Source organism: Streptomyces sp. NPDC005423, assembly GCF_040606415.1.
GTDB lineage: Bacteria > Actinomycetota > Actinomycetes > Streptomycetales > Streptomycetaceae > Streptomyces.
In genome coordinates, this window is record NZ_JBEXET010000015.1 from 30,129 (window position 1) to 45,153 (window position 15,025).

Genomic DNA, 15,025 nt, shown 5'->3' on the forward strand with positions numbered 1-15,025 from the left:
TCGGGCGCAGTCTTACGGCCGCGGCAGCGGCGGCGCGGAACCCGTCTCGTCGTGTACGACGAAGCCGCCGCGAGCAAGGGCGGCGACGCGGCCGCTGGCGCGGCGGACGGACGCGTCGCCGTGCAGACCTGGCTGGGCCGCAGTGCAGTTCGTCGTCGCCGGTAGGGCCGCTCACCGAGATCGCGTACTTCCCACCCGCGAGTCTTGCTCAGCCGGTCTTGCGACCCCAGCTCGGCCCCACCGAGTTCCACTCCTTGCCCCAGGAGTCGACGCGCCGTTGGTCCAGCCGGTACCGCAAGGCCGCTCCGGTGCCCAGCCCCGTCCCGGCGAAGGCGAGCGCGGCTGTCAGGCCGAGGACGAGAGATTCGAGCCTCGCGGCGGTCGGGCTCGGCGGCTCGGTGGTGAGACGGCCGGCGCCGTCCAACCAGACCACGACCCCGCCCCCGGCTTTCTGCCCCGTCTCCACCAGTGTGCTGCCGGTGCGGCGGGTGCCGTCGCCGGCCGTCCAGCCGATCCTGGCCTCGATCCGGTCGCGCTCTCCGCCGGCCGTCGTGGTGGATGGCGCGACGTCCGTGAGGAGTACGGCCCGTACGGAGTGCCGGTCGGCGCGCTGTCCGGCGAACACCTCGTCGGCGGCGTGGAATGTCACCAGACCGGCGAGTGCGCCGCCCACCGCGATGACCGTCCACATGACCAGGACGATCCAGGCTTCGACGATGTCGTCGCGTCGGCGCAACGGGTTGCTCCGCAACCGCCACAGCCGCTTCTTCGTCCGCTTGCCCCTGCCCATGGTCCGCACCTCCTCCTCGTGGTCACCATCACGACGGTGTCAGCCAGGAACATGGAGTGGCTTGGGCCGAACAGGTGCTGTCGGGTGCCGGTCGGTACGGTGCCGGGCCCTGACGGGCCGTTCAGGCCGCTCCAGCGACGACGCCGCCGGAGTTCGGCGAACGTCCACCGCGTGCCCCCGCGCCGACAGCGGCGAAGTCGTGAGGAGGCCGACCGCACAGCGCGGCTACCTGACACAGCGCGCCTCCATGACGGTTGTCCCGGCGATCACACGCGCCGAGGAGCGCGGGCCGCCGAGGGTGTGACTCTCGGCTTGGCCCGAGCCGACTGGACGGGCGGGCCGCGCATAAGGGCTGATCGGACCCGCCCAACCCGTTCGGGCCTGGTCACTCGGCCCGAGCGAGGACTTGGCCGCCATCCCGGACGTACGTGCCGTGCCGGCTGAGCGATCGAGAGAGCGAACGCCAGGAGGACTTCCACTTCCACGGTACGGGACAGTCCTCCTCGGAGGAGGGCCCGGAGAGACGGCGGTGGGACACGGTGCACCTCCGGTCCCGGGGCGATGGGCGGGTGCGCGGCGGTCGCCCCGGTATCTCCACCCTCGGCCTCGCGGCCCGGCACCTGCCGTGCCGAGGGCCGGTGTGCGATGAGGGGTCCGGTAGTCGTGGCAGTGGACGGTTCGCGGACGGATCTCGCGGTGGTGCAAGTCGCCGCGCGCGAGGCCCAACAGCGAGGGGTGGAGGGGGAGTTGGCCGGCCGTGCGGTCTGCCTGCCCTGGCCCGCCCTACGGCACGATGGCCACCGGGCACCGCACCTTCTCCAGTACGGCCCGGACCGTGGAGCCGGGCGACGCGTGCCGTCCCACGACCACCAGGGCGGAGCTCTCCGCGGCATGGGCCAGCGCCTGGGCCGGGCTGAACAGCAGCACATCCTCCAGCACGTCCACGTCGGGATACTTCGCGCGCCACGGACGCAGCGCCTCGGACAGCTGGGCCACCTCCTCGTCCTCCCACGTGGCCCGCTCCTCCTCCGGCACGCCGAAGGGCCACTGCGCGGCGCTCGCGGGCAGCGCCCAGGCGTGTACGGCGTGCAGTCGCACGCCTCGTAGCCGCGCCTCCTCGAAGGCGAAACCGAGTGCGCCGCCTGCGGCATCCCGGGCATCGACGCCCACCGTCACGGTTCCGGCCGGGGGCGTGGTGGTGGGTGCCCGGGGCACCAGTACCAGCGGCCCGGTGCAGCCCTCGATCAGGTCCGACGCGGTCGAGCCCAGCCGGCTTCCGCTCGGCCGGCTCTCTCCGCACAGCCCGAGCACGACCAGCGCCGCCCCCGCGCACGCCGCCCGCAGGGTCGGAGCGGGCGCCCCGGCGACGCTCACGGGCCGGACCTCCAGCCCGGGGTGGTGCGAGCGGAGTTCGGCGACCACGTGGTCCGCCACCGTGTCCGGGTGGGACGGCCAGTGCTCCACGGGGTCCAGGTTCTCCGGCGGCGCCGCGTGCACCACCTTCAGGGGCAGCCCGCGCCGCAGTGCTTCACGGGCTGCCCAGGCCGCAGCGACATGGCTGCGGGCCGACCGGTCGACACCGACGATGATCGCTTGTTCCATGACGAACCGCCTTCCAGTTCCGATCCCCTCCCCACCCTGACCGGCGAAGACAGAGGCCCGCTGGGGCCGAACGGTCCCCAGAGCAAGACCTTGCGGCCCCCATCCGCCGGCCGCCCCTCGAACCGCGCGCCCCGCACGGGCCAGTTGCTCGCCCGGGTCCTGCGGGAACTCCTCGCCCGCCCGTCTCGCCGCTCGGGCCAGGCTGACCGAGCGCACTTTCTGCCATCCTTTCGCCGAACCCGGCGTCCGGCTCATCGCCGAGACCCCCGCCCTTCAAGAGCGCTCCCATGCCAAGCGCGCCTCCCTGCTGAACGCGCTGCATGGACACCCTCGCTACTCGCTACTCGCCGCTGGATGCAGGAACCGTCCGTTCCCCTTCACGACCCTCTGTCCGGTTCGGCGACCGGCGGGTACGGTCGGGCGGTCGGGGCCTCAGCGGAACAGCGAAGCCAGTTCGACGCGGGAGCGCACCCCGAGGCGGACGAAGATGTTCCGCAGGTGGTACTCGACCGTGCGGGTGCTGAGCACCAGGAGGTCGGCGATCTCCCGGTTGGTCGCGCCGCGGCTGACGAGGTCGCAGATGCGTGCCTGCTGCGCGGTCAGTTCCGTGCCGCCGCGCGGCGGTGGCCGGTCCGCGCCGTCGCCGGCCGCCCGTGACTCCCCGGCCGCCCGGAGCTCGTCGGCGGCCCGTTCGGCCCAGACCCGTGCCTCCGCCTGCCGGAAGACGGCCAGCGCGTCCCGTAGCAGCCCGCGGGCGGCGCCCGGGCGGCGTGCCTGGCGCAGCCGGTGGGCGAAGAAGAGCTCGGTCTTGGCCCGTTCCAGCGCCGCGTCGCCGCGGTCGTGCAGCCGCAGCGCCTCGCGGAAGTGCTCCTCGGCCGCTGCGTGGCCCTCGGCGAGCAGCCCGTGGCAGCGGTGCGCCAGGGCCCGCCGGGTGGTGCTGCCCGAGGCCACGGCCCAGTTCTCGAACCCCCGCAGCGCTCCTGCCGCCTTGTCGCGCTCGCTGCACCGGACGGCGGCCTCCACGAACTGCGGCGCCGCCATGCCCCTGATCGCCAGGTTGATCTGGCCGGCCCCCGCCGTCATGTGGCGGAAGCGGTCCAGCGCGTCCGCGGGCCTGCCCTCGACGAGGTCCACGACGGCCGCCACCCAGCAGTTGAACGCGCTCGGCCGGCCCAGTTCCCGGGCCGCGACGTCATGTGCGGCCGTCCGCAGCCGCAGGGCCGCCGAGATGCCGTCCCCCTGGAGCGCGGAGAGCAGGGCCAGCACCGCGAGGTGGTCCACCGCTACGTTGCGCTGCCCCAGGGAGCGGGCGAGCCGCAGCCCTTCCGTAGCGGCGTTCTCCGCGGCGGCGTGCCGGTCGAGCATCAGCGACGAGAGTGCCTGGTAGACCAGCACGCCCGGCACCAGCGAGACGGCGCCGGCCTCCCGGGCCTGGTGCTCGGCGGTCAGGGCCAGGGTGTGCGCCCGGTGCGCGTCACCGAGGGTGTACGCCGCCTGGCTGGCCCACGTCGTGGCCTCGGGGTCGCGGACCGCGCCGGCCAGCCGCACCACCCGCCGCAGCGCCCGGCTCGCCTCGTCGTGGTGGCCCCGGAAGGTCGCCGCCATCCCCGCGAAGTGGGCCGAGACGAGGCGGACGGCCGGAGGGTCGTCGGGTGTGCCCAGCCGGCGGGCGCGCTCAGCGAGCGAGAAGTAGCCGGCGAAGTCCCCGGCGAGGCAGGCCGCCTCGCCGGCGAGTATCAGGGCCCGCGCCGTCAGTTCCGGCCGTGAGCGGGGGAGTGCGCCCACCGCCGAGGACAGGTCCGTCCGGGCGCGGGCGGGCAGCCCGTCGCGCAGCTCGATCTCGCCGCGCACCATCATGCGCAGGCCCCGGGTGACGGGGTCCGGATCGCGCGGCAGGACGCGGTGCAGCAGGCCGCCGGCGTACGCGGACTCGCCGGCGGCCAGCCGGTCGGCCGCCGCGGTGACGAGCCAGCGGGACCGGGTCTCCGGGCGTACGGCCACCTCCGCGGCCCGCTCCAGCGCGGCTGCCGCCGCCCGTTGGTCGCCGGTGCCGCGGGCGGCGGCCGCGGCCTCGTCCAGCTCCCTGACCAGTCGCGGCGACGGCCTGGAGGCCGCCGCGAGCCGGTGCACCGCTCGGGGGAGCCGGGGGGCGGTGTCGGTGAGGACGTGCGCGAGGGCGGTGTGGGCGGCCTGGCGGTCGGCGAAGGCGGTCTCCGCCGACAGGCAGTTCATCAGGAGGCGCCCCGGCACCGTCACGGTGTCCCCGTCCACGGCGACCAGTCCCGACGCGCGGGCCTCGTCGAGCGCCCCGGGGCCCGTGCCGGCTCGCGCCGCGGCGGCCAGCAGCACCCGGGCGGGCAGCCCGTCCCCGACCAGCGCCAGGCACACCACCGTGCGCGCTCCGTCGCTCAGCAGCCGCAACCGCCGTCGGTGGCGGGTCCGCAGGCGGCCCCAGGCCGGCAGCGCGGGCGCCGCGTCGGCGGGCGCGTCCGCCAGCGCGGCGGCCAACTCCACCAGGGCGAGCGGGTTGCCTGCCGCGAGGTCCAGCGCGCAGGCCGCCGCCCGCGCCGCGGGCTCGACGCGGCACCGGTCCCGGAGCAGCCGTAGGGCGCCGGACCGGTCGAGCGGCGTCGGGCGGAGGAGGGTGGCGACACCGTCCAGCGCCTCCTCGGCGGTCGAGCCGGGGTCGGCGGCGAGCACCACCGCCACCGCTCCGCTTTCCAGCCGGGCCAGCGCGAATTCCAGCGCGCGCAGTGACGCCTCGTCCAGCCAGTGCGCGTCGTCCACGCACCACAGCAGCGGCCGGTTCGCGGAGGCGGCCGTGAGCACGCGCAGCAGCGTGAGCCCGGCCCCGTACGCCTGCTCGGGGGAGGGGAGGCGGCCGGTGAGGATCCGTTCCAGCGCGCCCGTCTCGGCGGCCGGCAGCGCGCCCGCCCGGTTTGCCAGCGGGGGGAGCGACCGGTGCAGTGCGGACAGGGGGAGGCGGGCCTCGGACTCCGCGCAGTCGGTGCGGCAGACGGTGAAGCCGTCGGCCGTCCGGGCGGCCTCGGCCAGCAGCGCGGACCGTCCCGACCCGGGCTCGCCGACGACCAGGACGGCTCCCGGATGCCCGGCGCGCGCCTCCGCCATGGCACCGGCCAGCACCGCGCGCTCGGCCTCCCGCCCGTACAACGGACGCGGGAGCGCGCCGTGTTGGTCCGGCTCCGCCCTCATGACGTCAGTGTTACGCGCAGGTTGCCCGGCGCGGAAGAGGGTTCGCGCTTGTTCGGTCCATGACATTTCTGCCGACCGGCGGGCGCGGCGGTTACGCGACGGACGAGGCGGTGGACCGAGCCGCGTCACAAGACCGGTGATTCCACCGGTCCGTGCCCACCGGCCTCCCCCCGACACTCCAGAAGTCCCCACTCCAGGAGCCCCCACTCCAGAAGGAAACCCCATGCGACGGATCCTCACTGTCCTGCTCAGCCTGCTGGCCGCGGTCGGCCTGGGCACTGTCGTGCAGGTGGGCAGCGCCAGCGCCGCCACCACGCACACCCCGGTCGTCTTCGTCCACGGCTACAGCGGCAGCGCCAGCAACTGGACCACCGCCGAGGCGCTGTTCCAGGCCAACGGCTACAGCGGCAACGAGCTCTACGCCTTCCAGTACGACTGGAGCCAGTCCAACAAGACCAGCGCGGCCAACCTCGCCACCTACGTCCAGCAGGTCCTGGCCAAGACCGGCGCCCAGCAGGTCGACATCGTCAACCACTCCATGGGCGGCCTGGTCAGCGACTGGTACGTCAAGCAGCTCGGCGGCCAGCCCTACGTCCGCCACCTCGCCTCGATCGCCGGCGCCAACCACGGCACCACCTTCGCCGGGGCCTGCCTGATCAACACGTCCTGTGTCGAGATGTACCCCGGCTCCAGCTTCCTGGCCACGGTCAACGCGGGTGACGAGACCCCCGGCACCACCAAGTACGCCACCTGGTACTCGCCGTGCGACGGCGTGATCATCCCCTACACCAGCACCGAGCTGAGCGGCGCCACCAACAACCTGGTCGCCTGCCAGACGCACATCGGCTACCTCACCGACACGGCGACTCTCACCGCCGTCGAGCACTTCCTCGCCACCTGACCCACCACGGACCGACGGGAGTCCGGCGCCCGGCCCACACGGCCGGCCGCCGGACTCCCGCATGCGAACCGCCCGGGGGCGGAACGGCACATCGCGGCGCTCGGCCTGACCGCGACGATCCAGCTGGCCGGCCCGCAGACGGCCGGGGTCTTCGCCCGCGCCGCAGGCCGCCCGGTGCGCTTCCGCGCCCAACCGATCGAGGAGTTCCGCGCCCGCAGAGAGGAGATGACCGCGATGTTCGACTGGTTCAACACCGTGGGCTACCGCGCCGATGCGGCGACCCTGCGCGCACACCACCCCCAACTGACCACCCTGGCCACGTGGTGCGTGACCACTGGTCGGCACCGGCGGAACCGGCGATCGCCAGCTGAGGACTCGGCACGCAGACAGTGCCAAGTGAGGCCCGCACCAAGCCAGTTGGTGCGGGCCTCACCGCGTCGTGGGCCGTCACCGGGGAGGCGACGGCTCAGACAACGATGCCTGGTCGGTCAGTCCTCATCCGGGTCGAGTACGCGGCCCTTGAGTTTGACGGCCGCGGGCGCGGCCCGCGCTGCGGCGGACACCCACGGGGCCGGCGGCGCGCGACCGTTCAGCCGCCTGCCGCCTGCCGCCTGCGCCCTTGGGCGGTACGCCCGCCGTCGGTTACCGGCGGCTCAGCGGATGCCGAGTGCGACGAACTGGGTGACCGCGTCGTCGGCGAAGTTGTCGTCGCTGACCAGAACCAGGGTGCGTTCGCCGTCTCGCAGGGTCGGACCCCACGTCATGCCCTCGGTGTTGTCGCACGCGACGCGTGCTGCCGCACGAGGCTGGGCGTGGTGTGGGCGGATGCGCGCACCCGGTCTCCGCCTCGGCCTTCAGCTCTCGATGCCCTTGCAGGGACTGGGGATTGACCCCCGCTCGGCCCCGATTGCATGACAGTAACTGTTCGAGTGAAAACCATGCACTTGTTGTTAACGGTGGCGGCTTCTACCTTCTAGATGCGGGGTGCGGACAGCAGCCGGAAACACCCCGCCTCTACCGAATCCAAGGAGTCCGCCATGAGCACAGCCATGCCTTTCGACCTCGACGCCACGCTCCTGTCCGCGGTGACCACCGTGGTGGAGGACGCCGGAGTCACCCTGCGGGAGCGCTACACGACCCACGCCCGAGGCGTGAGCCTGGAGGAGGTCGTCGGCGAGATCTACGCGAACGACGACGCGGTCCTCGCCGTGATGCGTGAGCCGCTGCTGCGGGCGAGGCCCGGGTCGCAGTGGGCCGAGGACGAGCTGGCCGGCGGAGCGCTGCCGCCGGGGGAGTGGTGGGTCGTCGACCCGGCCGAGGGCAACATCAACCACGTCCACGGCATGCCGGACTGGGGCCTCACCGCCACCCTGGTGCGCGACAACCAGCCGGTCCTCACGGTCGTTCACCTGCCGCTGACCGGCGACACCTACACCGCCACCGCGGGCGGCGGCGCCCACCTCAACGGCCGTCCGTTGACCGTGTCCGCGAAGAGTGACCTGGGTGCCGCACTGATCGGCACCGGCCAGGCCCGGCCCGGCGAGACCACCGACACCTTCCGCCGCATCGGCGCATCCGTCACCGCGATGCTCACCGCCGGTCTCGTCGTGCGCGTGTCCGTCCCGGCCACGCTGCAGCTCATCCACGTCGCCGCCGGACGCATGGACGCCTTCTGGCAGTTCTCCGACGTCCGCTCCGGCCTCGTCGCCGGTGCCCTGCTGGTCACCGAGGCCGGAGGCACCGTCACCGACCTGGACGGCAAGCCCTGGAACGCCGCCAGCCGCGACTTCCTGGCCGCCGCCCCCCACCTCCACACCGCCGCGCTCGACGTCCTGTCCTCGATCTGACCGGCCCCGACCCTCTCCACTCTGACCAAGGAACCACGCATGACCGCCACCGTGCCCACGGACGTCGCCGAGCTGACCGAGATCCTGGCCTACACCGACTTCGCGACCAGCGCTCCGGCATCCGTACAGGAGGCCCTGGGCCTCGGCACGTTGCACGCCGGCTCCACGCGGGCACTGGCCGTCCGTGAGGACCCGAGCCACTTCTTCAACCGGGCGGGCGGCTTCGGCACCGACCGTCCGATCACCGCCGACGACCTGAACCAGGTGTGCGACTTCTACCGGGAGCAGGGGGTGGCGCGGGGCTCGCTCATGATCGCACCGTCCCTGCTGCCGCCCGACTGGGCCACCACCGTCTCGAAACTGGGCCTCACCCGGGGCAGCGGACACACCAAGCTCGGCCGGCACCTCGAAACGGCGCCCACCACCACCGACGTTCCCGTCCTGGCACCCGGCTGGCGGGTCGGCGTCGTAGAGGTCGAGCGGGCCCACGAGTGGGCCACCGTCATGATGACCACCTTCGGGTTCACCACGCCGGACATGATCGAGATGGCCGCGTCATTCGTGGGCGGCGCGAACTGGACGCAGTACGCGGTCTGGGCCGGTGAGCGCATCGTCGCGGTCGGGAGTGTCTTCTTCAACGGCGAGTGCGCCCACATGTTCGCCGCGGCCACGCTCCCGGACGCGCGCGGCCGTAACGCCCAGTCCGCGCTGATCGCCGCCCGCCTCCGCGCGGCCGCGGCCGAGGGCTGCCGGTGGATCGTCGCCGAGACCGGCGTCGAGGGCCCCGGCGCACCCAACCCGTCCCTGCGCAACCTGGTGCGCGCCGGCTTCGAGCCGATGTACGACCGGGCCAACTGGCTGTGGCACGCGTAGACCGAAGCCACGGTCCGTAGTGCGGGCAGGTGCGGGCGCTGGAACGGGCCGGTGGCCGCGCACCGCATCTCATCCACTCAGGGCGGGCCTCGTCAGAGGCCGAGGCCGGCTCCGGCTGCTGCCCCCCGTACCCGAGACGATCCTCAGACTAGGACAGCCATGACCACGCTTTCCACAGCCCCAACCACCCCACCGCAACGGGCCAACCGGGTCCGCTGGAACATCCCGGTCCGGCTGCGCAAGAGCATCCTGGTCACCCATGTCGTCTCGGCGGGGTCCTGGATCGGCATCGATGTCATCTCCATCGTCCTGGTGGCGATCGGCTGGGTGCGCGCCGGCGACGACCGCACCGCCGCCTACCGCGCACTGGCCGACTTCTTCGTCGTCCCCCTCCTGCTGTCGGCCCTCGTGGCAGGGACGCTCTGCCTGATCACCGGCCTCCTGCTGGGGTTGGCGACCAAGTGGGGACTCGTACGGTTCTGGTGGGTCGCCGTGAAGCTGGTCCTGAATGTGATCGCCTGCGCGATGATGCTGGCCTTCCTGGGCCCCGTCACCGAACTCGCCACGGGTGCACAGCCGTTGCAGGACATCTGGTTCGTCTCGTTCCTCGCCGCCACCGCCCTGGCGCTCCTGAGCTTCGCCACCGTGCTCTCGGTCTTCAAACCGTGGGGCCGGGTCCGCAAGTAACGCGGCCCGGACGATCGAGGCAGGCCACATGAACAACGACCGTTACACCAAACGGTTCTGACGACCTGTCAGATTCTTGTCCGTCATATCTCCCGGAGGTACCCGCCATGTCCACTCCTGCCACGCCCACTCCTGCCACGCCGAGCACGGTCACCGACGACGCGGCACTGCTTCCCGCGGTCGCGGAGATCGCCGAACGGATCGGCGCACGCGTCCTCGCCCGCTACTCGCCGGATGCCCGACCGGCCACCCGCGACGACATCATGAGCGTCTTCGGACCCATGGAAGAAGAGGCCGCAGAGGGCGTCCAGGCCGCACTGGCCGCGATCCGGCCGCAGGCCACCTGGCTCGGCGAGGACGAGGAGGAAAAGCTCCAAGGCGAGCTGCCCGCCGGCGAGTGGTGGATCAGCGACCTCGTCGAAGGCGCAATCAACCACCTGCACGGGCTGACCGAATGGGGCACCACCATCACCCTGGTCCGCGACAACCAGCCGGTGCTCGGTGTGGTGCACCAGCCCATCGGCAACGTCACCTATACCGCCGTGCGCGGCGGCGGCGCCTACCGTGACGGGACCCGGCTGCGGGCGTCCGCCAAGACCGACCTCAAGGTGGCGATGATGACCACCAGCCAGGACGGCGGCGAGGACCAGGCGCAACGCCGGCACATAGGCAAGGCGTTCGCCGCCATGCTGGACAGTGCGTTGCTGGTACGCAGCACGATCCCCACCACCTTCCCGCTGCTGGGCGTGGCCACCGGCCAGTACGACGCCTACTGGCAGTTCCAGCCCGAGATGTCCGGCGTGGGCGCTGGTGTGCTGCTCGCCACCGAAGCCGGCGCGATCGCCACCGACCTGCACGGCCGGCCCTGGCGGTCGGGCGCCGACCTGCTGGTCGCCGCGCCGGGTGTGCACGCCGCCGCCCTGAACGTGCTGTCCAGCACCACCTGAGCCGCCGCGGCGATCGCCAGCCGACGGCACCGTTCACACCCCGAAGCACCGCCTCCCCGTAAGGGAATACGACCATGCATCTCACCGTTCTGGGCGCCTCGGGCGCCACCGGCCAGTACCTCCTCCAGCAGGCCCTCGACCGTGGACACACCGTCACCGCGATCGCCCGTGACCCCGACCGGCTCGTGGTCACCGGCCACGAGGACCAGCTGATCAGAGTGCGTGCCGACGTGCGCGACACCGACGGCATCGGCCGCGCCCTCAAAGGCGCCACCACCATCATCTCGGCACTGGGTATCCCCGGCCGCGACCAGGTCGGTGTGCTGACCGCGGGCGCTCGCGCCGCCGTCGCGGCCGACCCCGACCGCATCCTCTGGATGGGTGCGTTCGGCACCGGCGCCTCCGCCGGCGCGGCCGGCGGCCTGACGCGCACCCTGCTCCGGGCCATGGGTGCCGAACTCACCGACAAGGTCACCGCCGACACCACCGTCCTCGACGCCGGGGGCGCGGTCTTCCACTGCGGGCCGCTGTCCGCCGGACCGCTCAGCGAACACCGTCGCACCGAACCGCTGAGCCGGGCACCCCATCGGCTGTTCCCCGCCCGCGTCAGCCGCGCCAACGTCGCCGCCGCGATGCTCGACGCCGCCGAAGCGCCGGACCTGCCCGGCGGCACCTACATCCCCCTCGACCGCTGAACCGTCCTACGAGGGCGGCACCTGCTCGGATCGGTCATCTCGCCGCAGCCTGGGTCACTGCCCCGGCTGCGGCGATGAGCGCGGGCGACGCAGGTCGGCCCGTGACGGCGGGGCCGTCTCGGACGCGGACGCCGTCCTGGTCGCGGTACCAGGCGCACAGATCGCGGACGCCCTGAGCGGGGTGACGGGACAAAGGGCTTGAGGGGAAGATCGCGGTCGACGCGACCGACCTCATGCCCGCACGTCATGGCGACTTCGCGGCATACGCCGACGAGGCGAGGTCCTTCACCCACGCCGGGTGCAGCGCTAGGGCATCGCGGGCGTCAGCCGACAGGGAAGCTGTCCGCGCCGAGGACGTTCAGCAGAGCCAGCTTGTCGTAGCTGTCGGTGCCCGGAATCGCGGTGAAGACGAGCAGGGACTGCGCCTGGTCGGGGTCGTGCAGGTTCTGGCAGAACAGGTCGATGCGCCCGACCTGCGGGTGCACGAACCGTTTGGCGTTGCTCCAGAACAGGCCGACCTCCTGCCGGTCCCACAGGGCCGCGAACTCTGCGCTCTGCCGAAGCAAGCTCGCCACCAGACGGGCGGCCTCCGACCGAGGCCCTTCCCTCGTGGACGCGCCCCGCAGGAGCGCGACGTTCACCCGGCTGTTCGGAGGGTGGTCGTCAGGGAGGTACCGCTCACGGGCGGCCGGATCGGTGAACCAGCGGTAGGGGGCGCTGCGCGCTTCCCCGGTGTAGTGGGTCTGTTCTCCGAGCAGGGCTACGGCGGGAGGCGTCTGCAGCAACGTCTCGCCCAGGGAACCCATGACCTGAGCCGGGGTGTCCTGAAGCCGGTCCAGGATGCGCATCAGCCCCGGGTTGACGTGCTCGCTGCGCAGCCGCCGGTGCGGTGTGCGGTGCCCGCACAGGAGAAACAGGTGATCGCGTTCGTCGGGGGTGAGGCGCAGCCCGCGGGCGATGGCTGCCGCCATCTGCTGCGAGGGGTGCGGCCCACTACCGCGTTCCAGGCGGGCGAAGTAGTCGGCCGACATGTCGCACAGCTCGGCTACCTCCTCCCGTCGCAGTCCGCGGGCGCGCCGACGCGATCCGCGGCGCAGTCCCACGTCCTCCGGTTGCAGGGCCTCCCGCCGGGCGCGCAGGAAGGCGCCCAAGGACGCGCGGTCCAAGGTGTGCTCCATGGGTTCCGCCTGAGGTCGAGTGCGGGTGGGACGTCGGTCGGCGCCGCCGTACGTCCACCATCGTGGCAGCCGCGAACGGCCTTGACCACTGACTGCGAATCAGTGGTTGAGCGAGTCCTTCCTCCGCGCCGCGGGGTGGCGTCCACTGGTTCTCGCGGCACGGCGCCACGCGCCCCGCGACGACCGGGGTGCGCGCTGACCGGCACCGCGACGACCGATACGAGAGGGACCCCATGGCCAAGTGGACGGCTGCCGACCTGCCGGGAATGACGGGGAGGGCAGTGCTCATCACGGGAGCCGGCAGCGGCATCGGGCTGATCACCGCCCGTGAGTTCGGGCGCGTCGGTGCCCGCGTCGTGCTGGGGGTGCGCGACACGGAGAAGGGCCGCCGGGCGATCGCCGGGATGCCCGGCGACTTCGACGTGCGACGCCTGGACGTCGCCGACCTGGGATCGGTGCGGAGCTTCGCGGAGGCGTGGACCGGCGACCTGGACATCCTCGTCAACAACGCGGGTGTCATGGATGTCCCGGCGGCGCGGACCGCGGACGGGCTCGACCTACAGACCGCGACGAACTACACCGGCCCCTTCGTCCTGACCAACCTGCTCCTGCCGTACCTGACCGACCGCGTCGTCAGCGTGACCAGCCAACTGCACCGGCAGTCCGCGCTGGACGTGGACGATCTCGACTGGCGGTCGCGCGGGTACCACCCGATGCACGCCTACCGGGACTCCAAGCTCGCGGTCGTGCTGTTCTCCCTGGAACTGCAGCGGCGCCTGACAGCGTCGGGCAGCCCGGTCCGGTCGGTGCTCGCCCACCCCGGCATCGCCACGACCTCGCTGGCCGCGCACTCGTCGGCGAACGTCATCAACCGTTTCTCGTTCCTGCTCAACGACCCCGAACACGGGGCCCTGCCGACCCTGTACGCCGCGACACAGGACGTGCCCGGTAACGCCTACGTCGGCCCGGACGGCTTCGGCGGCATCAAGGGCCACCCCGCCGTCCGCAAGCCGGGCAAGGCAGGCCTGGACGAGACAAAGGCCGGCGACCTGTGGCGGGCGACCGCCGCGCTCACGGGAGCCGGCCGATGAACCACCTGTAGACGGCCGCCCACGCCGACACCGTCGTTGCGTTCGCCTCCGCCGGTCGGACCGTCGACCTCGGCAGGCAGATCCGCGTGACCCACGCCGTGACCGGCGACGTGTCCCACCCCTGCGCCGCTCCTCGTGTCCGCCCGGTCCGACAACACGCCGAGCGTGTCCGGTACCTCGTGGAGGAGCGGGCACTCGTTCACCTACCGCGCCTTCCCGGCATGGCGCGCGCACTCGACGCACGGCCACGACCGGCCTGGTACGTCCCAAGGCCACCGGCCGTCCGACCTCCCCTGCCCTCCCTCCCCTCCCTCCTTCCACCCACCCTCACACCGAACACAACCGGAGAAACCCCATGAATCCCACAGGCAACACCGTCCTCGTCGCCGGAGCGACCTCCGGCATCGGCCTCGGTCTCGCGCTGCGGCTGCACACGGCAGGCAACCGGGTCATCGTCTCCGGGCGCCGCGAGGACAGGCTGGCTCAGATCGTCGCGGAGAACCCCGGCATCGAGTCCGTCGTGCTCGACACCACCGACGCGGTCGCCATCCAGGACGTCACCGCGCACCTGCTGCGACGCTTCCCCGACCTCAACGTCCTGGTCGCGATGGCCGGCATCATGCTGCCGGAGGATTTGCACAGCAGTGGCTTCCTGACCACGGCGGAAGCGACCGTGGCGACCAACCTCCTCGGCCCGATCCGCCTCGTCGCGGCCCTGACCGAGCACCTCGCCACCCGGCCGCAGGCGACGATCATGACGGTGTCCTCCGGGCTGGCGTTCGTCCCCCTGCCGATCACCCCGACCTACAACGCCACCAAGGCCGCCATCCACTCCTTCACCGAAAGCCTGCGCGTCCAGCTGGCCGACACGGTCATCGACGTCCTGGAACTGGTGCCCCCGGCGGTGCGCACCGCCCTGATGGGACAGGAGGAGGCGGACAACGCCATGCCCCTCGACGCCTTCCTCGACGAGGTCATGGACATCCTCGGCTCCGATGAGCGACCCCCGAACGAGATCCTCGTCAAGGCGGTCGAACCCCTGCGCTTCGCCGAGGCCCGCGGACAGTACGCCGACGTGCTGCGCATGCTGGCCGCCCATTGACAAGCGGTGTCCGGGCCGCCGGAGCCGGTCCGGATCGGCGAGGACGGGCCGGCACACTCGCCCCCGGCAAGGGGGAGCGAGGACGCGGACAACTTCCTT

Annotated in this window: 13 protein-coding genes; 8 read left to right on the forward strand and 5 right to left on the reverse strand. The window is 72.6% G+C overall.

What is annotated here, in order from left to right:
• Positions 1 to 208 precede the first annotated feature (208 nt).
• The 3 genes from ABZT12_RS17920 to ABZT12_RS17930 form a co-directional block, all read right to left on the reverse strand.
• Positions 209 to 790: a hypothetical protein gene (locus ABZT12_RS17920; protein ID WP_356384698.1), complete on the reverse strand. Its 582-nt coding sequence runs from the start codon at positions 788 to 790 to the stop codon at positions 209 to 211.
• Between the two features lie 783 nt (positions 791 to 1,573).
• On the reverse strand, positions 1,574 to 2,392 hold the full coding sequence (locus ABZT12_RS17925; RefSeq protein WP_356384701.1) for a universal stress protein: 819 nt from the start codon (positions 2,390 to 2,392) through the stop codon (positions 1,574 to 1,576).
• A 432-nt stretch (positions 2,393 to 2,824) separates the two neighbouring features.
• Positions 2,825 to 5,605, reverse strand: coding sequence for an AAA family ATPase (locus ABZT12_RS17930; RefSeq protein ID WP_356384704.1), 2,781 nt, complete (start codon positions 5,603 to 5,605; stop codon positions 2,825 to 2,827).
• Between the two features lie 223 nt (positions 5,606 to 5,828).
• Here ABZT12_RS17930 and ABZT12_RS17935 point away from each other — a divergent pair, with 223 nt between their 5' ends.
• On the forward strand, positions 5,829 to 6,506 hold the full coding sequence (locus ABZT12_RS17935; RefSeq protein WP_356384707.1) for a triacylglycerol lipase: 678 nt from the start codon (positions 5,829 to 5,831) through the stop codon (positions 6,504 to 6,506).
• Between the two features lie 653 nt (positions 6,507 to 7,159).
• On the opposite strand, the gene ABZT12_RS17940 is transcribed toward ABZT12_RS17935, so the two are convergent.
• Positions 7,160 to 7,333 carry an esterase-like activity of phytase family protein gene (locus ABZT12_RS17940; protein ID WP_356385021.1) on the reverse strand — a complete coding sequence of 58 codons (174 nt, stop codon included), beginning with the start codon at positions 7,331 to 7,333 and terminating at the stop codon, positions 7,160 to 7,162.
• A gap of 210 nt (positions 7,334 to 7,543) precedes the next feature.
• On the opposite strand from ABZT12_RS17940, the gene ABZT12_RS17945 reads away from it, so the two are divergent.
• The 5 genes from ABZT12_RS17945 (at position 7,544) to ABZT12_RS17965 (ending at position 11,555) form a co-directional block, all read left to right on the forward strand.
• Complete coding sequence (locus ABZT12_RS17945; protein ID WP_356384710.1) at positions 7,544 to 8,353, forward strand: inositol monophosphatase family protein; 810 nt, start codon at positions 7,544 to 7,546, stop codon at positions 8,351 to 8,353.
• 39 nt (positions 8,354 to 8,392) lie between these two features.
• Entirely contained in the window at positions 8,393 to 9,226 is an 834-nt protein-coding gene (locus tag ABZT12_RS17950; protein ID WP_356384713.1) for a GNAT family N-acetyltransferase, read from the forward strand.
• 159 nt (positions 9,227 to 9,385) lie between these two features.
• Entirely contained in the window at positions 9,386 to 9,913 is a 528-nt protein-coding gene (locus ABZT12_RS17955; protein ID WP_356384716.1) for a hypothetical protein, read from the forward strand.
• Between the two features lie 107 nt (positions 9,914 to 10,020).
• Complete coding sequence (locus ABZT12_RS17960; RefSeq protein ID WP_356384719.1) at positions 10,021 to 10,860, forward strand: inositol monophosphatase family protein; 840 nt, start codon at positions 10,021 to 10,023, stop codon at positions 10,858 to 10,860.
• Positions 10,861 to 10,934: 74 nt separating this feature from the next.
• Positions 10,935 to 11,555, forward strand: coding sequence for an NAD(P)H-binding protein (locus ABZT12_RS17965; protein ID WP_356384722.1), 621 nt, complete (start codon positions 10,935 to 10,937; stop codon positions 11,553 to 11,555).
• A gap of 323 nt (positions 11,556 to 11,878) precedes the next feature.
• On the opposite strand, the gene ABZT12_RS17970 is transcribed toward ABZT12_RS17965, so the two are convergent.
• On the reverse strand, positions 11,879 to 12,733 hold the full coding sequence (locus ABZT12_RS17970; RefSeq protein WP_356384725.1) for a helix-turn-helix transcriptional regulator: 855 nt from the start codon (positions 12,731 to 12,733) through the stop codon (positions 11,879 to 11,881).
• Between the two features lie 233 nt (positions 12,734 to 12,966).
• On the opposite strand from ABZT12_RS17970, the gene ABZT12_RS17975 reads away from it, so the two are divergent.
• Positions 12,967 to 13,824 (forward strand): SDR family NAD(P)-dependent oxidoreductase, encoded by an 858-nt coding sequence (locus ABZT12_RS17975; RefSeq protein WP_356384728.1) that lies wholly within the window; start codon positions 12,967 to 12,969, stop codon positions 13,822 to 13,824.
• 355 nt (positions 13,825 to 14,179) lie between these two features.
• Positions 14,180 to 14,926 carry an SDR family NAD(P)-dependent oxidoreductase gene (locus tag ABZT12_RS17980; protein WP_356384732.1) on the forward strand — a complete coding sequence of 249 codons (747 nt, stop codon included), beginning with the start codon at positions 14,180 to 14,182 and terminating at the stop codon, positions 14,924 to 14,926.
• The last annotated feature ends 99 nt before the right edge of the window (positions 14,927 to 15,025 follow it).